Source organism: Pseudomonas typographi, assembly GCF_014694385.1.
Taxonomy (GTDB): Bacteria; Pseudomonadota; Gammaproteobacteria; order Pseudomonadales; family Pseudomonadaceae; genus Aquipseudomonas; species Aquipseudomonas typographi.
The window spans coordinates 113,550-133,783 of the sequence record NZ_JAAOCA010000001.1; the positions used below are offsets into that span (position 1 = coordinate 113,550).

The 20,234-nt window shown below is 63.2% G+C and carries 17 protein-coding genes; 6 read left to right on the plus strand and 11 right to left on the minus strand.

Annotated elements, in window-relative coordinates; all coding sequences use genetic code 11:
* The first annotated feature begins 16 nt into the window (after positions 1-16).
* Complete coding sequence (gene rarD / locus HAQ05_RS00570) at positions 17-904, plus strand: EamA family transporter RarD (protein WP_190416633.1); 888 nt, start codon at positions 17-19, stop codon at positions 902-904.
* A 324-nt stretch (positions 905-1,228) separates the two neighbouring features.
* Here rarD and HAQ05_RS00575 read toward each other — a convergent pair whose 3' ends face one another.
* Complete coding sequence (locus HAQ05_RS00575; RefSeq protein ID WP_190416634.1) at positions 1,229-1,747, minus strand: ACT domain-containing protein; 519 nt, start codon at positions 1,745-1,747, stop codon at positions 1,229-1,231.
* A 223-nt stretch (positions 1,748-1,970) separates the two neighbouring features.
* Here HAQ05_RS00575 and HAQ05_RS00580 point away from each other — a divergent pair, with 223 nt between their 5' ends.
* Positions 1,971-4,148, plus strand: coding sequence for a malate synthase G (locus HAQ05_RS00580; protein ID WP_190416635.1), 2,178 nt, complete (start codon positions 1,971-1,973; stop codon positions 4,146-4,148).
* A 78-nt stretch (positions 4,149-4,226) separates the two neighbouring features.
* On the opposite strand, the gene HAQ05_RS00585 is transcribed toward HAQ05_RS00580, so the two are convergent.
* Positions 4,227-4,667: a response regulator gene (locus HAQ05_RS00585; RefSeq protein WP_190416771.1), complete on the minus strand. Its 441-nt coding sequence runs from the start codon at positions 4,665-4,667 to the stop codon at positions 4,227-4,229.
* A 513-nt stretch (positions 4,668-5,180) separates the two neighbouring features.
* Between HAQ05_RS00585 and HAQ05_RS00590 the strand changes: the two genes are divergently transcribed.
* From HAQ05_RS00590 to HAQ05_RS00600, 3 genes are all read left to right on the plus strand, one after another.
* Positions 5,181-5,669, plus strand: coding sequence for an RNA polymerase sigma factor (locus HAQ05_RS00590; RefSeq protein ID WP_420825731.1), 489 nt, complete (start codon positions 5,181-5,183; stop codon positions 5,667-5,669).
* Positions 5,666-6,613, plus strand: coding sequence for a FecR domain-containing protein (locus HAQ05_RS00595; RefSeq protein ID WP_190416637.1), 948 nt, complete (start codon positions 5,666-5,668; stop codon positions 6,611-6,613). The genes HAQ05_RS00590 and HAQ05_RS00595 overlap by 4 nt, the downstream gene beginning before the upstream one ends.
* Before the next feature lie 77 nt (positions 6,614-6,690).
* A complete protein-coding gene (locus tag HAQ05_RS00600) occupies positions 6,691-9,120 on the plus strand; it encodes a TonB-dependent siderophore receptor (RefSeq protein ID WP_190416638.1) in 2,430 nt (809 codons plus the stop codon).
* Positions 9,121-9,160: 40 nt separating this feature from the next.
* On the opposite strand, the gene rloA2 is transcribed toward HAQ05_RS00600, so the two are convergent.
* Positions 9,161-9,670, minus strand: coding sequence for a retropepsin-like aspartic peptidase RloA2 (rloA2, locus tag HAQ05_RS00605; RefSeq protein WP_190416639.1), 510 nt, complete (start codon positions 9,668-9,670; stop codon positions 9,161-9,163).
* 190 nt (positions 9,671-9,860) lie between these two features.
* Here rloA2 and HAQ05_RS00610 point away from each other — a divergent pair, with 190 nt between their 5' ends.
* A complete protein-coding gene (locus HAQ05_RS00610; protein WP_190416640.1) occupies positions 9,861-10,745 on the plus strand; it encodes an acyltransferase in 885 nt (294 codons plus the stop codon).
* Between the two features lie 32 nt (positions 10,746-10,777).
* Here the strand turns inward: HAQ05_RS00610 and HAQ05_RS00615 are convergent, their stop codons facing one another.
* The 8 genes from HAQ05_RS00615 to glyA form a co-directional block, all read right to left on the minus strand.
* A complete protein-coding gene (locus tag HAQ05_RS00615; protein ID WP_190416641.1) occupies positions 10,778-11,338 on the minus strand; it encodes a DUF2780 domain-containing protein in 561 nt (186 codons plus the stop codon).
* A gap of 117 nt (positions 11,339-11,455) precedes the next feature.
* On the minus strand, positions 11,456-12,655 hold the full coding sequence (gene fdhA / locus HAQ05_RS00620; protein WP_190416642.1) for a formaldehyde dehydrogenase, glutathione-independent: 1,200 nt from the start codon (positions 12,653-12,655) through the stop codon (positions 11,456-11,458).
* Positions 12,656-12,708: 53 nt separating this feature from the next.
* Complete coding sequence (purU, locus tag HAQ05_RS00625; RefSeq protein ID WP_190416643.1) at positions 12,709-13,578, minus strand: formyltetrahydrofolate deformylase; 870 nt, start codon at positions 13,576-13,578, stop codon at positions 12,709-12,711.
* A 14-nt stretch (positions 13,579-13,592) separates the two neighbouring features.
* Positions 13,593-14,225 carry a sarcosine oxidase subunit gamma gene (locus HAQ05_RS00630; RefSeq protein WP_190416644.1) on the minus strand — a complete coding sequence of 211 codons (633 nt, stop codon included), beginning with the start codon at positions 14,223-14,225 and terminating at the stop codon, positions 13,593-13,595.
* A gap of 63 nt (positions 14,226-14,288) precedes the next feature.
* Positions 14,289-17,306, minus strand: coding sequence for a sarcosine oxidase subunit alpha (locus HAQ05_RS00635; protein ID WP_190416645.1), 3,018 nt, complete (start codon positions 17,304-17,306; stop codon positions 14,289-14,291).
* Positions 17,307-17,308: 2 nt separating this feature from the next.
* Positions 17,309-17,632, minus strand: a complete 324-nt coding sequence (locus HAQ05_RS00640; RefSeq protein ID WP_190416646.1) for a sarcosine oxidase subunit delta — start codon at positions 17,630-17,632, stop codon at positions 17,309-17,311.
* 13 nt (positions 17,633-17,645) lie between these two features.
* Positions 17,646-18,896 carry a sarcosine oxidase subunit beta family protein gene (locus tag HAQ05_RS00645; RefSeq protein WP_190416647.1) on the minus strand — a complete coding sequence of 417 codons (1,251 nt, stop codon included), beginning with the start codon at positions 18,894-18,896 and terminating at the stop codon, positions 17,646-17,648.
* A gap of 20 nt (positions 18,897-18,916) precedes the next feature.
* Positions 18,917-20,167 (minus strand): serine hydroxymethyltransferase, encoded by a 1,251-nt coding sequence (gene glyA, locus HAQ05_RS00650; RefSeq protein WP_190416648.1) that lies wholly within the window; start codon positions 20,165-20,167, stop codon positions 18,917-18,919.
* Positions 20,168-20,234 lie beyond the last annotated feature (67 nt).

The following is a 20,234-nucleotide window of genomic DNA, read 5'->3' on the forward strand; positions in this document are numbered from 1 at the left end:
CCGACAAGGACGCTACATGCACGCCGTAAACCCGCGCCGCGGGTATATTTTGGGCCTGACCGCCTATTTGCTGTGGGGGCTGTTCCCCCTTTATTTCAAACTGCTCGACAGCATCCCTTCGATCGAAATCATCGTCCAGCGCGTAGTTTGGTCGGCGCTATTCGCCGCCTTGGCGCTGACGATTTGGCGCCACCCGGGCTGGTGGGCAGAACTGCGCGCCCACCCCACGCGGCTGGCCATTCTGGCAGGTAGCGGTGCCCTGGTAGCGGGCAATTGGCTGATCTACGTGTGGGCGGTAAACAACGGGCGCATGCTCGAAGCCAGCCTGGGTTATTACATCAACCCGTTGGTGAACGTGGTGCTGGGCATGGTGATCCTGCGCGAGCGCCTACGGCCCTTGCAATGGTTGGCCGTGGCGCTGGCCGCGGTAGGCGTGCTGCAACAGGTGTGGCAGGTGGGCAGCCTGCCCTGGGTGTCGATAGCACTGGCGCTGACCTTCGCCTTTTATGGGTTGATTCGCAAACAAGCGCCGATCCAGGCCCTGCCTGGGCTGACCGTGGAAACCTGGTTACTGGTGCCGGTCGCGCTGGGCTGGTTGTGGCTGCACGGCGGTGCAGTGACCGCGCAGGGCGAATTCTGGACCTCGGCACAGGCGCTGTGGTTGGTCGCCGCCGGCCCGGTCACCTTAGTGCCGCTGCTCAGCTTCAACGCCGCGGCACGCCACCTGCCCTACGCTACCTTGGGCTTCTTGCAATACGTGGCGCCCACCCTCGTGCTGGTACTGGCAGTGGGCGTATTCGGCGAGCAGTTAGCTGGGGCCACGCTGGTCGCGTTTGCGTTTATCTGGGCCGGGCTGGCCGTTTACAGCGTCGATGCCTGGTTCGCCCTGCGTCGGCGTACCTGATCAAAAAACACTCAACAGGCTGCAGCCCTCGCCAGTAAAGGGCTGCAGCACTATCCCCAGAGCTTATCCACAGGGCGATCCACGGCCTGTGTGCACAAGCCCTTGATTATTGGCTATTTTTCGCTCACTTGCAGCCAAGCCCCGGCTGGCGTGGCCGGCAAAGGAGCGCCCCCAGGTTATCCACAACTGGGTGCAGTTTTTCCATGAACAACTCGTGGGGTGGCTCAGAAGGTGCCTTTTGCAAAATGTGGCTTTCTTGCCATAGCCCGCCACGGCGCCTTAGCTGGGGCGGCATCCACCGCCAATGCTTAGCACCCCATTGGCCTAGGGCTGGCTGTGCAGCGTCAGGTCTACCATCATCTCGCTCGCCAACCCCTCCAGCCGCGCTTGCAAGGCTTCCAAGGGTAAGGTCAGGGGCACTGCCAGGGTCGCCTCGGCAGTGAATAATGGCTCGCCGCTCATCGGTGCCGGCTCTACGTCTGTGGCCAGGCGCTCGACGTTCACGCCTTGCTCGGCCAGCACCCGGGTAATGTCGCGCACGATACCGGGGCGGTCGTTGCCTACCAGCTTGAGGTCTATGGTGCGCCAACTGCAGGGCTGCTCAGTGCCACTCTCGGCGACCAACACACGGATACCGTGGGCGGCCAGGGCCTGAAGGGCCGCCACCAGTACGTCGTAAGCCTCGGCCGGCACGGCCACGCGCAAGATGCCGGCGAACTGCCCGGCCATGCGCGCCATGCGGCTGTCGAGCCAATTACCGTGGTGTGTGGCGATGCACTGGGCGACCCGTTCGACCTGCCCGGCTTTATCGGCGGCCAACACCGTCAATACTAACTGGTTCACACTGCACCCTCCGTTGATGGTTCAAACAGTATGGCGCAGAAAATTGTGTACGCTTCTGGCTTCAACGTGGAACAATCAGCAATACAAAACACGATGGCGGAACGGCTGGCATCACGAAAAACGTGACCTATCAGTCTCATTTTCCCCACCGCTGGCGCTCATGTAGTATTCAAAGAAAGCGCTACATAGTTACCGCCCCTGCGCAATAAGAGTGAGGCAAGCAATGACTGATTATGTGCAAGCCAGTGGCCTGAAGGTCGCCAAGGTCCTGTTCGACTTCGTCAACAACGAAGCCATTCCCGGCACCGGCGTAAACCCGGAGGCGTTCTGGGCAGGCGCGGCGCAACTGATCGAGGCACTCGCGCCGAAGAACCGGGCATTGCTGGCCAAGCGGGACGACCTGCAAGCGCGCATCGATGCCTGGCACCGCGAGCGCACCGGCCAGGTGCACGACGCCGCGGCTTACAAGGCGTTCCTGCAACAGATCGACTACCTGCTGCCGGAGCCGGCGGGCTTCGAAGCCAGCACCGCCCAGGTCGACGACGAGGTCGCCCGCATGGCTGGCCCACAGTTGGTCGTGCCAGTGATGAATGCACGCTTCGCGCTCAATGCGTCCAATGCCCGCTGGGGCTCGCTGTACGACGCGCTGTACGGTACCGACGCCATCCCCGAAAGCGGCGGCGCGGAAAAAACCCAGGGTTACAATCGCGTGCGCGGCGACAAAGTTATCGCCTTCGCCCGCGCCTTTCTCGACGAAGCCGCCCCGCTGGCGAATGGCTCCCATGCCCAGGCCACGGCTTACCGCATCGTCGACGGTGCGCTGCAGGTGGCGCTGGCGGGCGGCCACACCAGCGGCCTTGCCGACACCCGGCGACTGCTGGGCTATCGCGGCGATGCCGCCACGCCGCAGGCCATCGTGTTCACCCACAACGGCCTGCATTTCGAGATCCAGATCGACCCGCAAAGCCCGGTCGGGCAAACCGATGCCGCCGGCGTGAAAGACCTTCTGCTCGAGTCGGCCATTACCACCATCATGGACTGCGAAGACTCCGTGGCCGCGGTAGATGCCGACGACAAAGTGGTGGTGTACCGCAATTGGCTGGGCCTGATGAAGGGTGACTTGGCCGAGGAGGTCAGCAAACAGGGCAGTACCTTTACCCGCACCATGAATGCAGACCGCCACTACACCGGGCTGGACGGCCAGCAGCGGACCCTGCATGGCCGGTCATTGCTGTTCGTGCGCAACGTGGGCCACCTGATGACCGTGGACGCCGTGCTCGACGCCCAGGGCAACGAAGTGCCAGAGGGCATCCTCGATGGCTTGTTCACCAGCCTGGTCGCGATCCACGACCTCAACGGTACCACCCAACGCAAAAACAGCCGGCAAGGCTCGGTGTACATCGTCAAACCGAAGATGCACGGGCCGGAAGAGGTCGCCTTCGCCAACGAACTGTTCGATGGCATCGAGGCCGTGCTGGGGTTGCCCGCCAACACGCTGAAAATCGGCATCATGGACGAAGAACGGCGCACCACGGTTAACCTCAAGGCCTGCATCCAGGCAGCGAGCGCGCGGGTGGTGTTCATCAATACGGGGTTCCTGGACCGCACCGGCGATGAAATCCACACCTCGATGGAAGCGGGCCCCATGGTCCGCAAAGCCGCCATGAAGGCGCAAAAGTGGATCGCCGCCTATGAAAACTGGAATGTCGACATCGGCCTGGCGTGCGGCCTGCGTGGGCGCGCGCAGATTGGCAAGGGCATGTGGGCGATGCCCGATTTGATGGCCGCCATGCTCGAGCAAAAGATAAGCCACCCATTGGCCGGCGCCAACACCGCCTGGGTGCCCTCACCCACCGCGGCCACCCTGCATGCGCTGCACTATCACAAGGTCGACGTTCAGGCGCGCCAGGCCGAGCTGGCCACCCGTGAGCGAGCCTCGCTCGACGATATCCTGAGTATCCCGCTGGCCACCGACACTGGTTGGTCGGCCGAGCAGATCCGCAACGAGCTGGACAATAACGCACAGAGCATCCTCGGTTACGTGGTGCGTTGGATCGACCAAGGGGTGGGCTGCTCGAAAGTGCCAGACATCGACGACGTCGCGCTGATGGAAGACCGCGCCACGCTACGGATTTCCAGCCAACTGTTGGCCAACTGGCTACGCCATGGCGTAGCCACCGAGCAAGAGGTCGTCGAAAGCTTCAAACGTATGGCCCCGGTGGTCGACCGGCAGAACGCCGGCGATGTGCAGTACCGGCCGATGGCGCCGAACTTCGACGGCAATATCGCCTTCGAAGCGGCACTGGAGCTGGTGCTCGAGGGCGCCAAGCAGCCCAACGGCTACACCGAGCCAGTGCTGCACCGCCGCCGCCGGCAGTTCAAGCAGGCGCAGCGGGGTTAACCCCACGGCCAGGGTGAGCGCAACCGCAACCATGGGCAAGCACCCGCCCCGCCCTGGATGAACCCAGTGGCGGGGCCATCACAGGTCCAACTCCCGCCTCACCAGTGTTATAAGCTGGTCCACATCGATCGGCTTGAGCAAAAAATCGACCACGCTCAGGTGCATTGCTTCGATGGCGTCCTTCACCCCGGCGTTGCCCGACACCACGATGATGGGCAATGCCGCGCGCTCCGATTCACGCACCTGGCGAATCAGGTCCAGGCCGCTCTCGGCCCCCAGGCGTAGGTCAGTCACCAGCAAACTGACAGCACGGTTGGTCATCAGCAGGTCGAAGCCTGCCTGGGCATTGTCTGCAACCAAGCATGGGATGCCATGCAGGGTGAAAATCTCGGCAAGCAATTCGCGCGAGTCAGCATCGTCGTCGACCACCAGCACACGCCCAGGCGCCGCTTGGGGGGCTAATAGCACTTCACTGAGTGCTTCACGTTCGGCGTCGGTGAGAATATCCAGGTCAACCATAGGCACAGTGCCCACCACCATCCCTTTGCTGGCTTCGCCCCCCCATGGGGGTAAAGCTCCGTTTTGTCCATAACTTGCAGCATTACGCGCCGCAAAGCGAATATTTCCTTTTGTTTCTACTTTATAGGCTTAAAGCCTACAGGCAGCTACATTCGCGGGGCGGGGCCTCATGTGGTGGCTTAGAGGATAGGCTGCCGGGCCGCATTGCCGCTGCTCGGCCGGCATAAAGCCCGTGCGCCAATGCGGTGCGGACCGTTGGAACATCACACCAAAATTACGGCGAATAAGAGCGGTTGAATGCCATCAGCACGGCACCGGGGCAGCCGCCGCACCGCCGGGATCGAGTACCTTGCGCGGTCGCGGCAGCCAACCGGCCGACGACCTGAACACATCTTAGGCAAGCGCCGATTGCCAAGGCGCTAGCCCCCTGCCACAATCGCGAATAAGTCTCATTGGTTAACCTTTCCATTTCGGAGTGTTGCGTTGAACGCAGCCCGGAACGCCCATTATCAAATGATCGGCTCGCTTTACCGCGACCATCGCCCCTGGCTGCTCGCTTGGCTACGGCGCAACATCGCCTGCCCGCAACGCGCCGAAGACCTGAGCCAAGACACCTTTGCGCGGCTGCTCGGCCGCCCGCAATTGCCGGCCACCCGGGAACCCCGCGCGTTCCTGCTGACGGTGGCCAAGGGTTTGTTGTTCGACCATTTTCGCCGGGCAGCGTTGGAGCAAGCGTACCTGGACGACATCGCCAAGCTGCCCCAGGCCGAACAACCCAGCCCAGAAACCCAACACCTGATCCTCGAAGACCTCAAGGCGATCGACCTACACCTGGGTAAGCTTTCGAGCAAGGCGCGCAGCGCGTTCGTGCTCAACCGCCTTGATGGCCTGGGCCATGCCGCGATCGCCGAACAGTTGGGCGTATCGGTGCCGCGGGTACGCCAATACCTGGCCCAAGCCATGCGCCAGTGCTACATCGCGCTGTATGGCGAGCCCACTTGAGTGCCCGCGAACGGCCGGTGCCGGCCCAAGTGCTCGACGCCGCCATCGCCTGGCAACTGTGCCTGGATGGCGGCGGCACGGCGCAGCAACAAGAGGCGTTTCGCAGTTGGCATGCTGCCGACGAAGCGCACGCCCGTGCCTGGCGCCAACTGGGCATGCTCGACCACCGCCTCGCCGCCGCCGCGGGCCCCGTACGCAAAGCCCTGTTGCAAGCACGCCAGCGGCGCCAGTTGGGCCGCGGCCTGGCGGCGTTGGCCATGGTAATCGCCGGCGGCTGGTATGCCAGCCAAACGCAAACCGCCGATTACTGGCTGGCCGACCAACGCACCGCCACCGGCGAAATTCGCAGCCTGCGCTTGGCCGATGGCACCGAGGTAGCGTTGAACACCCACAGCGCCATCGATATCCGCTTCAACGCCAGTGAGCGGCGCATCGTGCTACAAAGTGGAGAAATCTTCGTTAAAACCGCCCATGGCGATAACCGCCCATTCATCGTGCAAACCGCCGACGGCCGCTTACGCGCCCTGGGCACGCAGTTTTTGGTCAGCCGCGAAGCCGGCGGCACCCGCCTGGGTGTGGTGCAATCGGCCGTGGCGGCGCGCCCGGCACGGGCTGCTGATGAGCGCGTGGTCGGCCAAGGCGAGCAAGTGCTGATGCGCCAGGGCATGCTGGGTGGCGCCACCCACCTGCCTGCGGGTGCCACCGGCTGGACCCACGGCATGCTGGTGGTCGACAACGTGCGCCTGGCCGATTTGCTCGAACAACTCTCGCACTATCGGGTAGGGCTGCTGCAAGCCACCCCGCAGGTATCCGACCTGCGCATCACGGGCAGTTTCCCACTGCATGACATCGACCTGGCCTTGCGCGCATTGCAACCCACCCTGCCGGTTCGCATCGAGCAACGCACCCATTGGTGGGTCACGGTCAAGGCGGCGACGGAATAATTTTGTTACCACGCCCTATCACTTTCTTCGCCTCGTTCGGCAAACAGGCATTACGGTCTATTTCCGGAGTGTCTTGCATGCCTCGCCGTTTACCCACGTTCGTTCGCCCCAGTGTACTGGCAGCCGCCATCGTGCTGGCCAGCCCCCTGACCGCCCTGCCTGCCCATGCCGCCACACAAGGCTCGCTGCGCAGCTACAATGTGCCGGCCGGCCCGTTAGCCAGCACGTTGAACCAAATCGCCAGCCAGGCAGGGCTTGCCTTGACCATGGACCCAGGGCTGGTCAGCGGCAAGAACGCCGCGCCCGTGAGCGGGCAGTACGACGCCCTCGGTGCGCTGCAGGCCGCGTTGCGTGGCACAGGGTTGCAGTTGGTCAACAGCGGTGGCAGCTACACCCTGGTGGCGGTGGCCGCGGGCGAGCTGAACTTGCCCGCCACCAACGTCAATGCGCACAGCGAAGCGGAGAGCGCTTGGGGCCCCACCACCGGTTACCTGGCCACTCGCACGGCGGCCGGCACCAAGACCGACACCCCGATCGCCGAGCTGCCGCGCTCCGTATCGGTGGCCACCCGTGAGCAGATGCGCGACCGGGCGGTGCAGAACCTCGACGATGCGGTGCGTTACATGCCCGGTGTGATCGCCAGCAGCTACGGCAGCGACGCCCGTGCCGAATGGTTGAAGGTACGTGGCTTCGAGCCCACCCAGTTCCTCGACGGCCTGCCACTGCCCAAAGGCTCGTACGTAATGCCCAAGCTGGATACCTGGGACCTTGAGCGCGTGGCCCTGCTGCGTGGCCCGGCGTCATCGGTGTACGGCCAAACCCCAGCCGGCGGCCTGCTCGACATGGTCAGCCGGCGCCCCGATGCCATCGCCAGCCACGAAATTCAGGCCCAGGTGGGCAGCTACAACCGCAAACAGGTGAGCTTCGACAGTACCGGCCCATTGGATGACCAAGGCCAGTTCCTTTACCGCGTCAGCGGCGTGGTACGTGACAGCGGCACGCAAATCGAACACATCGACGACAAGCGCTACAACATTGCGCCCAGCCTGACCTGGAACATCGACACCGACACCAAGCTGACACTGCTGACGATGTTCAACCGCGACGACACCGGCATCACCAGCCAGTTTTTACCGCTGCAAGGCACCAAGTTGAGTACCCCGGCCGGTAAAATCCGCTACCACAAGAACCTCGGCGACCCGGATTGGGAGTTCTACGACAAAACCTATTACGCCCTCGGTTATGCCTTCGAGCATCGCTTCAACGATGTTTGGCAGTTCCGCCAGAACCTGCGCTACACCAAAAGCGACCTTTCGTTCCAGAGCATCACCGGCGGTAGCTATTATGGCGCGGTCAGCGATGACGGCACTGAGCAACGCGGCGCCAATGTGGTCAACGAAGACATCAGCCAGTTCGCCGTAGACAACAACTTCCAAGCCGACTTCGCCACCGGGGCGGTGGCCCACACATTATTGCTGGGCTTGGACCATCAGCGTATCAACCACAACTACCAGTGGTTGTATGGCTCAGCACCGACCAGCAACATCATCAAGCCCATCTATGGGCAGGATTTCAGTAACGTCGAGTACACCGCCTACAACGACTACGACCAGAAAACCTTCCAGACCGGCGCCTACCTTCAAGACCAAATGGCCTTGGATAACTGGCGCCTGACCCTGGGCGGGCGCGAAGACTGGGTGCACACCGGCTCCAAATTCTACAACGCCAACGGCGCCACCAGCACCCGCAGCGACAGCCACTTCAGCGGCAACGCAGCGATCAGCTACGTATTCGATTCGGGTATCACACCCTACGTGTCGTACGCCGAGTCCTTCCAGGCCGAACCCGGCGGCGCCAATGGCGCGGCCTTCCGCCCCAGCACCGGCAAGCAGTATGAAGCAGGCATCAAGTACCAACCGCCGGGCATGGACATGCTCTTTACTGCCGCGGTGTATGACCTGACCCGCGAAAACATCGTGATCACCACCAACAACGGCATCAGTGCCCCAGTGGGCGAAGCCAAGGCGCGTGGCTTCGAGCTGGAGGCCACCGGCAATGTGAACGAGAACCTCAAGCTCACCGCCTCGTATACCTACACCAACACCAAGATGACCAAGGTCGACGACCCGCTCGACAAAAACCGCCCGCTGCCGCTGACCCCGGAAAACCAGGCATCGGCCTGGGCCGATTACACTTGGCACCAGGGCCTGCTGGACGGTTTCGGCCTCGGTTTCGGTGTGCGCTACGTAGGCGAAACCGACAACATCGCCATCGGCAGCATGGGCTACGTGCGTGACAAGTCCGACGGCCACACCGGCTCGTACACCGTGTACGACGGTGCCGTGCACTATGACCTCGGCCGCCTGGGCAGCGCGCTCAAGGGTGCCAGCGTTGCACTCAACGCCAACAACCTATTCGACAAGAAGTACATCTCGACCTGCGACGGGTTTTACTGCTACTACGGTGACCGCCGTAGCGTGTTGGCCAGCGTGAACTACCAATGGTAATGGGATAGCGCGCCCGTACCTTGCAGCCGGTGGCCTGCCCTTAGCGCGAACAATCCGGCTGCCCGGCCACATACCGGCGCGCCGGGTTCACCGCCGCGCCGAACTCACGCAGGCCCTTGGCGCCGATCAGCAGCGGGTAATTGAAGTGGCTGCGGTCGGTAAGGTTCACCTCGATGGTGCGCTGCACCTCGCCCAGGCACATCGTCAACTCGATCACCGGGCGCTGGGCGACGTCCCCGCTCTCTTCTTCAGCGTCGTTCTCGTCGGCGCGGCTTTTGATGTGGCTGATGCGCGCCACCTTGTGCTCGTACAACTGGCCATCGCCATCCTTGATCGCCAGGCGAAAGCTGACCCAATCGTCACCGTCGCGGGAGAACGTGGTGATGTCCTTGGCCGACAGCGAGGCGGTCAGCGCACCGGTGTCCATTTTTGCCTTCAGCGTTTGGTTAAGCTCAGGCAGCTCGAAGTATTCATAGCGGCCGTAAAGCTTCGGTGGGTCGGCCAGGGCCGGTAGCGCTAGCAATGACAACAGCGCGAGCAGGCATTTCACGTAGGGCAATCCTCTTAGGAGCGGGGCGCACCGGTTGGGCCGAAACGCCAGCGGTGGTTCGCCTAAGGTAAATGCTGATCCAGTATTACAAAAAGTAAAAAAATAGTGCAGTCACTGCCCCTTGTATGAATTTGGCGTGGCGGCCCTTCCCCCGTATCATGGCGGGCCGAAAAACGACCCTGAGTACCCTATGCTTCTTGGCCTGGCCACCGCCCTGCTGCTGCTTCTGAATACGTTGGTGCTGATCGGCCCCTTGTTGGTGCTGGCCCTGCTCAAGCTCATCGCGCCGGGGCGCGGCCGCGACTACATGTCGTGGGGCGTAATGTGGATCGCCGAAACCTGGGCTGAGATCAACAAGGCCATCTTCGCCCTGTGCATCCCGACCCGTTGGGATATCCGCGGCCTGCAAAACCTCAACCTACAAACATCATACCTGGTGGTCAGCAACCACCAATCATGGGTCGACATCCCCGCCCTGGTCCAGGCATTGAACCGCCGCGCGCCGTTCTTCAAGTTCTTCCTGAAAAAAGAGCTGATCTGGGTGCCGTTCCTGGGCCTGGCTTGGTGGGCCCTGGACTACCCGTTCATGAAGCGCTACAGCCAGGCCTTCCTCAGCAAGCACCCGCAACTGCGCGGCAAAGACTTGGAAATCACCCGCAAGGCCTGCGAGCTGTTCAAGCGCCAGCCGGTCACGGTGGTGAACTACCTAGAAGGCACCCGTTTTACCCAGGCCAAGCACGATGCCCAATGCTCGCCGTTTCGCCACCTGCTCAAGCCCAAGGCGGGCGGGGTGGCCTTCGTGCTGGCGGCGATGGGCACGGAGCTGGAACGCCTGTTAGACGTCACGGTGGTCTACCCCTGTGCGCGTGCGCCGGGCTTCTGGGACCTGCTGTGCGGGCGGGTGAAGCAAGTGATCGTCGACATCCAAGCCCATCCGATCGACCCGGCGCTGGCGCAGGGCGATTACGAGAACGACCCGGCGTTCCGCCAGCGGGTACAGGCGTGGGTGAACCAGCTGTGGTGGGAAAAAGACCAGCGCATCAGCCAACTGCGCCAGCAGGCCATGGGCGGCTGACCCCCCGCGCCCATGGCCCTAACGGTCGCGGCTTAGCCTTTCACCCCCCAAATCGACGCCAAACTCTGCAATGTCGAACCGCTGGTGCCCTGCTGCCCCAAATACTGCAGGATCACCGGCGCGAACTGGGAAACCATGCCGCTGTTCATGCCCAACTGGCCGAACGCGCTGTTCACGTCGCTGGTGGAGTTCACGTTGCCCAGGGCGTTGTTCAAGGCAGTGGAGTTGCCCGCCTGCCCGAGCATCCCGCTAAGGCCGCTGGCCCCGCCTAAGGCATTGGCGCCCGCCAGTTGGTCGAGCCCCGGTACTTTTTGCGTCAGTTCCCCGTATTGGGCGCTGCTGAGCTTGTTCTTGGCCAGGCCCAACATCGCACCGGTACCGCCCACCGCCTGCTCGGGCGTCACCTTCAACTGGCTGCCCAGCGTATTGAGCAGGCCGGCGGCCTTGGGCGCAGCCGTAACGGAGGCGCCGTTCTGGTTACCGTTTTGCAGGGTAGAGGCGGCGTTTACCGCGTCGTTGAGGTTGAGCGCGAACGCTTGGCCGGCCAGCAGGGCCAGGGTGGCGGCGAGGGTGAGGCGATTGAGGTACAGCATGGCAGTCTCCCACTGAATGCAGCGTTGGATGGCGCACACCCGGCAATGTTCCACCCCTTTCAATGAAAAAGGGCCGCCCATTGGCTGCCCTTTTGCTTGGCGCCGTGGCCGGCTGCCTCAGGCCGCGCTGAACAACTTATGCGGGTCGATCACAAACTTCTTCGGCACCCCGGCATCGAACTCGCCATAGCCCCGCGGCGCTTGGTCCAGGCTGATAACCTCTACCCCGACCACTTCGGCAATGTTGATGCGGTCCCACATGATCGCCTGCATCAGTTGGCGGTTGTACTTCATCACCGGCGTTTGCCCGGTGTGGAAGCTGTGCGACTTGGCCCAGCCCAGGCCGAAGCGAATGCTCAGGCTACCGACCTTGGCAGCGGCGTCAGCGGCGCCAGGGTCTTCAGTCACGTACAGCCCGGGAATGCCGATTTTGCCCGCCACCCGGGTGATGCCCATCAGCGAGTTCAGCACCGTGGCTGGCGCTTCACTCTGGGCGCCGCTGTGGCCATGGCCACGGGCTTCGAAGCCTACCGCATCAACCGCGCAGTCGACCTCCGGCTCCCCCAGCAGGGCGGCGATCTGCTCGTGCAGTGGGGTGTCCTGGGACAGGTCGGCGATTTCGAAGCCCTGGGCCTTGGCATGGGCCAAGCGGGTGGGGTTCACGTCACCGACAATCACCACCGCCGCGCCCAGCAGGCGCGCCGAGGCGGCAGCCGCCAGGCCCACCGGGCCGGCACCGGCCACGTACACGCTGCTGCCGGGGCCTACCCCGGCAGTCACCGCACCATGGTAACCGGTGGGCAGGATGTCCGAGAGGCAGGTCAGGTCGCGGATCTTGGCCATGGCCTTGTCACGGTCGGGCAGCTTGAGCAGGTTGAAGTCGGCATAGGGCACCAGCACGTACTCGGCCTGCCCACCGGTCCAATCGCCCATGTCGACGTAGCCATAGGCGCCGCCGGCACGGGCCGGGTTGACGGTCAGGCACACGCCGGTGTGTTGCTCCTTGCAGGAACGGCAACGGCCGCAGGCCACGTTGAAGGGGACCGACACCAGGTCGCCGATGCTCAGGTTCTCGACGTCCGAACCTTTTTCGATGACTTCGCCAGTGATTTCATGACCGAGCACCAGGCCGACCTGGGCAGTGGTACGGCCACGGACCATATGCTGGTCAGAGCCGCAAATGTTGGTGGAAACGACGCGCAAGATCACACCGTGTTCGATCTTGCGGCCGCGCGGGTCCTGCATTTTCGGGTAGGCAATGGTTTGTACTTCGACCTTACCAGCGCCCAGGTACACCACACCACGATTGCCAGACATGCGTTCACCTCACTTTTTGTTGTTGTAATAAACAATCCGTTTCCGCTGTTACCTCACAGCACCACCGTTCTGTTCGCGTTCAGGAATACCCTCCGTTCTATGTGATAACCCACCGCACGGGCCAAGGTCAGGCATTCGATGTCGCGGCCCTTGGCGATGAGGTCTTCGGGGTAGTGGCTATGGTCTACCACTTCCACACCCTGGGCGATGATCGGGCCTTCGTCCAGGTCGTTATTGATGTAGTGCGCCGTGGCACCCACCAGTTTCACGCCCTTGTTGTACGCCTGGTGGTAGGGCTTGGCGCCTTTGAACCCGGGCAGCAGCGAATGGTGGATGTTGATCGCCCAGCCATCGAGCCGGCGGCAAAGCTCCGGCGACAGTACCTGCATGTAGCGGGCGAGAATCACCAGCTCGGCCTGGCTTTGCTTGATGACCTCCAGCACCTGGCGTTCCTGCGCGGGTTTGTCGTGAGCGCCGCCGCCCGCGGCCAGCGGAAAGTGGTAGTAGGGGATGGCGTGCCAGCGCGCCAAGGGCTCAAGGTCGGGGTGGTTGCTTACCACCGCCACCACGTCCATGGCCAGTTGCCCTATGCGCTGGCGATACAGCAGGTCGTTCAGGCAATGGTCGGCCTTGGACACCATGATCACCACCTTGGGCCGGTATTGCGGCGGCACCAATTCGAACACCATTTCAAAAGCACTACCGCGTGCGGCAAGGCCGGCACGAAACTGCTGCTCGTCGAAGGCATCGGGCTGGCGGAACTCCACGCGGATAAAAAATCGCCCGCTGAGGCGGTCGTCGAACGAGTGGTGCTCAGTCACGTAGCAGCCCTGCTCGTACAGGTAGCGGGTGACCGCATCGACTGTACCCAGCCGGCTCGGGCAGTCCGCGGTGAGTATCCAAGTATCGGGGGCGCGGCCCATGGCTGTGGCCTCCGTTATTCTGCGATCGCCAGGCCATATTCGGCCGAAGCGTCTTGCAACCACAGCCACCAGTAGTCGGCGAAGCTGCGGCGGATCACCAGTTCCCAGGTGTCTTCGGCCATGTGCCGGATGATCAACTGCGATTTGGCGAACACGGTGCTCACCGCTTTACCGACCGGGAAGTTGTCCGGGTGCACGTCGTAGCTGGTGGATTTCATCAGCACCTGGCGCACGCTCGGCCCGCTGAGTTCAAGCAAGGTTTGCCCGCCGCTTACATTCACCACTTGGATGTGCAGGCCGGCCAGCGCCTCGCGCAGTTGTTGCTCCAGCGCGAACTCCTGGCCGCGCGGGCAAATCAGCAGCCATTCATCCGGCCCCATCCATTGCAGCGACAGTTCGCCCTGGCTGACGACGCCCAGCGCCACTGGCAATTCCAGGCCCAGGGCTTTGTGCACACCGCCGCTGAAGGCGCTGTCGTGAGCCTCACCGCGCAGGGTGAGGTGGCCAAGCAGTTTACGCTCGCGCAGGGTAACGCCTGGGTTGTTGCGGCCCTTGCCGAACAGGCTCGGCAGGTTGGCGTGGTGCAGTGGGGTTTCGGCTTTTACGTCGTCGCCCGGGCGCTGCTGGTAAACATTGGCTGTGGTCATCTGTACGCACCTTTGTAAATCGTGGAACCGCGGCCGCACCGTTGGCGGCCACGGTGGCCGGGCTTAAACGTTCTGCCGTTCGTTTTTCGGGTCGACGAACACCGAAGCGCAAATCTCGGCTTCGATAACGCCACCGTCGACCAGCGGCGCCCAGACCTTCTCGCCCATGCGCTTGAGGCCGCCCTTGACCACGGCCAGGGCGAAGGAGCGGCCCAGGGTCGCGCTCATGTAACTGGAGGTCACGTGGCCAACCATGTCCATGGGGATCGGCTGCTTGGGGTCAAATACCAATTGGGCGCCTTCGGGCAGCACTGTGTTCGGGTCTACGGGTTTGAGGCCCACCAGTTGCTTGCGGTCCTCGCGCAGGCAATCCTCGCGGTTCATGCCGCGCCAGCCGATCCATGAGAACGGCTTGTTGCGCCCTACCGCCCAGCCCATGTTGAGGTCGTCCGGTGTCACCGAACCGTCGGTGTCTTGGCCGACGATGATGAAACCCTTTTCGGCCCGCAGCACGTGCATGGTTTCGGTGCCGTACGGGGTAAGGTTATACGCCTTACCGGCCTCGGCGATTTTCTCCAGCACGCCCATGGCGTAGTCGGCCTGCACGTTCACTTCGTAGCTTAGCTCGCCGGTGAACGAGATACGGAACACCCGCGCCGGCACGCCGGCGACCAGGCCCTCTTTCCAGGTCATGAAGGGGAATGCGTCTTTGCCCAGGTCGATATCGGTCACTTCGGCGAGCAGTTTGCGGCTGTTGGGCCCAGAAAGCGTCAGCGTCGCCCAGTGGTCGGTCACTGAGGTGAAGTACACCTTCAGCTCTGGCCACTCGGTTTGCTGGTAGATTTCCAGCCATTGCAGTACCCGCGCGGCGCCGCCTGTGGTGGTGGTCATCAAGAAGTGGTTGTCGGCCAGGCAAGCCGTCACGCCGTCGTCGAAGACCATGCCGTCTTCCTTGCACATCAGGCCATAGCGGGCCTTGCCCACGTCGAGCTTGCTCCAGGCGTTGGTGTAAACACGGTTGAGGAACTCCCGCGCATCTGGGCCCTGGATGTCGATCTTGCCCAAGGTCGAGGCATCGAGCAGGCCCACACTGTCGCGCACCGCCTTGCATTCCCGGGCCACGGCCGCGTGCAGGTCTTCACCGCGCTTGGGGAAGTACCACGGGCGCTTCCATTGGCCGACGTCTTCGAACGTAGCGCCGTGCTTTACATGCCAGGCATGCAGCGCGGTGAGGCGCACTGGCTCGAACAGGTGGCCACAGTGGCGGCCGGCAACCGCGCCGAAGGTGACCGGAGTGTAGTTGGGGCGGAACATCGTGGTGCCCATCTCGGGGATGGTAATGCCCCGGCTGCGCGCCGCGATCGCCAGGCCGTTGATGTTACCCAGCTTGCCTTGGTCGGTGCCGAAACCCAACGCCGTGTAGCGTTTGACGTGCTCCACCGATTCGAAGCCCTCGCGAGTGGCCAGTTCGATGGCCGCGGCGGTCACGTCGTTCTGTTGGTCGACGAACTGCTTGGGCGCACGCGCCGTGCCTTTGTCGTGAGGCACCAGGAACAACGCCAGGGTGGGTTCCTCGGGCTTGGCCAATACCTGCGGTAACACGCCTTCGACGACCTTGAACCCGGCTTCGGCTGCCGCGCGGGCGCCGCCTTCGAAACCATCGGCCAGCGCATCGGCCAGGCCGAACACGCCATTGATACCGCCCACGCACACGCGTTTTTGCGGCGCGTCGCCGGGCACGAAGCCAAGGATGTCTTCGCGCCACACGGGTTTGCCGCCCAAGTGCGAGGCCAGGTGAACCACCGGGCTGTAACCGCCGGAGCTGGCCACCAGGTCGCAATCGAGCCATTCGCCGTTACTGGTCACCTTCATCGATTGGGTATCGATGGCCGCCACGCGGGCTGCGGTCACCCGTTTGGTGCCACGGGCCTCGATCACCGCACTGCCGGTGAGGATACGCACGCCACGGGCACGGGCTGCTTCGACCAGCGCACCGCGCGGGTTACCGCGCGCATCGGCCACGGCCACCACCGGCAAGCCCGCATCGAGCCAGTCGAGCACCACGCGGTAGGCGTGGTCGTTGTTGGTCGACAACACCAGTTTCTTACCCGGGGCTACGCCATAACGGCGCACGTACACCGACACGGCGCCGGCCAACAGGTTGCCTGGCACGTCGTTGTTGCCGTAAACCAGCGGCCGCTCATGGGTGCCGGTGGCCAGCACCACCCGCCCGGCGCGCACCCGGTGCACACGCTGGCGCACCGTGCCGATCGGGGCGCGGTCGCCGAGATGGTCGGCCAGGCGCTGGTGAATCGTGAGGAAGTTATGATCGTGGTAGCCGTTGACCGTGGCCCGCGGCAGCAGGGTAACGCCCGGCAGGCCTTGCAACTCGGCAATCACCTTGGCCACCCAGTCGGCGGCCGGCTGGCCATCGAGGGTTTCGCGGGTGTCGAGCAGGCTACCGCCGAACTCTTCCTGTTCATCGGCCAGGATTACCCGCGCGCCACTGCGCCCGGCGGCCAACGCGGCGGCCAGCCCCGCGGGCCCGGCACCGACCACCAGCACATCGCAATGCTGGTTCATGTAGTCGTAAGTGTCCGGGTCGTTTTCCAGCGGCGAGCGGCCCAGGCCCGCAGCCTTGCGGATGTACTTTTCGTAGGTCATCCAGAAGGCTTTGGGGTACATGAAGGTCTTGTAGTAGAAGCCCGGCGGCATCAGCTTGCCGCCTACCTTGCCGAGGATACCCATCATGTCGCTGTTCACGTTCGGCCAGCCGTTGGTGCTGGTGGCTACCAGGCCCGGATACAGCGCCTGCTGGGTGGCACGCACGTTGGGAATCTGCGTGGCCTCGCTGGCGCCGATCTGCAGCACGGCATTGGGCTCTTCGGCCCCGGCGGCGATGATCCCCCGTGGCCGCGAGTATTTGAAGCTGCGGCCGATGATGTCTACACCGTTGGCCAGCAGCGCCGATGCCAAGGTGTCGCCTTCGTAGCCGGTGTAATGCTGGCCGTTGAAGGTGAAAGACAGTGTTTTGCTGCGATCGATGCGACCGCCGTTGGGCAAACGATTGACTTGGCTCATGCCTATTCCTCCCGCGCCGCGGCTTCGGGCACGGCCCCAGCCGGCTTGGCGGTCACTTGCGGTTTCTCGCCAATTTTGTAGGTTTCGAAAATTTCGTAGGTGACGGTGTCACGGGTGGCATTGAAATACTGGCGGCAACCGGCGGCGTGTATCCACAGCTCGTGGTGAATGCCACGGGGGTTGTCGCGAAAGAACATGTAGGTGCCCCATTGTTCGTCGGTGCACGCGGCGGGGTCTAGCGGGCGCGGGATGTGGGCTTGGCCAGAGGCATGAAATTCCTCTTCCGAACGCAGCTCGGCGCAATGGGGACAGAAGATCTGCAGCATGGTGGTTCTCCTGTTAGTGCGCGACGGCGGCGGCGCCGTGTTCGTCGATGAGCGCGCCGTTATAGAAACGGTCGATGGAAAACGGCTTGGCCAGCGGGTGCATTTCACCTTTGGCCAGGCTGGCGGCGAAGACGTTGCCCGAGCCTGGCGTGGCCTTGAAGCCACCGGTGCCCCAACCGCAGTTGAAGAACAGGTTATCGACCGGGGTTTTCGAGATGATCGGGCAGGCATCCGGGCAGGTATCGACGATCCCACCCCATTGGCGGTTCATGCGCACGCGTGACAACACCGGGAACATCTCGACGATCGCCTGCAGCGTGTGCTCGATGATCGGGTACGAGCCGCGCTGGCCATAGCCGACCCAACCGTCGATACCGGCACCGATCACCAGGTCGCCCTTATCGGATTGGCTGATGTAGCCGTGCACCGCATTGGACATGATGACGCTGTCGATAATCGGCTTTAGCGGTTCGGACACCAGCGCTTGCAGCGGGTGGGATTCCAGCGGCAGACGAAAACCCGCCAGGCGCGCCATGTGCCCAGAGTTACCGGCGGTGACCACGCCCACGCGTTTGGCACCGATGAAGCCTTTGTTGGTTTCTACGCCGATGACCTGGTTGTTTTCCTTGCGAAAGCCGATCACTTCGGTTTCTTGGATCAGGTCTACGCCCAATGCATCAGCCGCGCGGGCGAACCCCCAGGCCACGGCGTCGTGCCGGGCTACGCCACCACGGCGCTGCACGGTGGCCCCGAGGATCGGGTAGCGGGTGTTCTTCGAGCAATCCAGGTAGGGCACTTCTTCAGCCACTTGGGCGGTATTGAGCAATTCACCGTCCACGCCGTTGAGGCGGTTGGCACTCACCCGCCGCTCGGAGTCACGCATGTCTTGCAAGGTGTGGCACAGGTTGTACACGCCGCGCTGGGAGAACATCACGTTGTAATTGAGGTCTTGCGACAGGCCCTCCCACAATTTCATGGCGTGCTCATACAGGCGCGCAGACTCATCCCACAGGTAGTTGGAACGCACGATGGTGGTGTTGCGCGCGGTGTTGCCGCCACCCAGCCAGCCCTTCTCGACCACCGCTACGTTGCTGATGCCGTGTTCCTTGGCCAGGTAATACGCCGTGGCCAAGCCATGGCCGCCACCGCCCACGATCACCACGTCGTAGACCTTTTTCGGTACTGGCGTGCGCCACATGCGCTGCCAGTTCTCGTGGTGGCTCAGGGAGTGCTTGAAAAGGCCGAAGCCCGAATAACGTTGCATGGTCGCTTACTCCAACACGCTCAGCGGTAAACCGGGAAATCGGCGCACAAGGCAGCCACGTTCTTGGCCACATCGGCTTCCACGTCGGCGTCGCCCAGGTTGTCGAGGATGTCGCAAATCCAACCGGCCAGGGTCACGCACTGCGCCACCTTGAACCCACGGCTGGTCACTGCCGGGGTGCCAATGCGCAGGCCGGAGGTCACGAACGGCGACTGCGGGTCGTTGGGCACCGCGTTCTTGTTCACCGTAATGTGCGCGCGCCCCAAGGCGGCATCGGCGTCTTTGCCGGTGATGCCCTGGCGGATCAGGCTGACCAGGAACAGGTGGTTGCGGGTACCGCCCGACACCACGTCGTAGCCGCGTTCGATGAACACCGCGGCCATCGCCTGGGCGTTGTCGATCACTTGCTGCTGGTAGGTCTTGAACTCAGGCTCCAGCGCTTCCTTGAAGCACACCGCCTTGGCGGCGATCACATGCATCAACGGGCCGCCCTGGGCGCCGGGGAATACCGCGGAATTGAGCTTTTTCTCGATCTCTTCGTTCTTTTTCGCCAAGATCAGGCCGCCGCGCGGGCCGCGCAGGGTTTTGTGGGTGGTGGTGGTCACCACGTCGGCGAACGGCACCGGGTTGGGGTACACGCCAGCGGCGACCAGGCCAGCCACGTGGGCCATGTCGACGAACAGGTAGGCACCCACTTTGTCGGCGATGGCGCGGAAACGGGGGAAGTCCAGCACTTGCGAGTAGGCCGAGAAACCGGCCACGATCATTTTCGGCTTGTGCTCCAGCGCCAGGCGCTCGACTTCGTCGTAGTCGATCAAGCCGTTGGCGTCGATGCCGTACTGCACCGCGTTGTACAGCTTGCCCGAGGAACTGACCTTGGCACCGTGGGTCAGGTGGCCGCCGTGGGCCAGGCTCATGCCCAGGATCGTGTCGCCCGCTTGCAACAGCGCCAGGTAAACGGCGGCGTTCGCTTGCGAGCCCGCATGGGGCTGCACGTTGGCGTAGTCGGCACCGAACAATTGCTTGGCGCGGTCGATGGCCAATTGCTCGACCACGTCGACATACTCGCAGCCGCCGTAGTAACGCTTGCCCGGGTAGCCTTCGGCGTACTTGTTGGTCAAGCCGGTGCCCTGGGCCTGCATCACGCGCCGGCTGGTGTAGTTTTCCGAGGCGATCAACTCGATGTGGTCTTCCTGGCGCTGCTCTTCGGCCTCGATGGCCGCCATCAGTTCGTCATCGTAGCCCTGGATCTGGTCGTGCTTGCTGAACATCGCGAATCTCCCCGGCGGCGCCTTCGCACCCTGTTGTATTAAGGGCAGCGGGCAGGGCCCGAGCCTT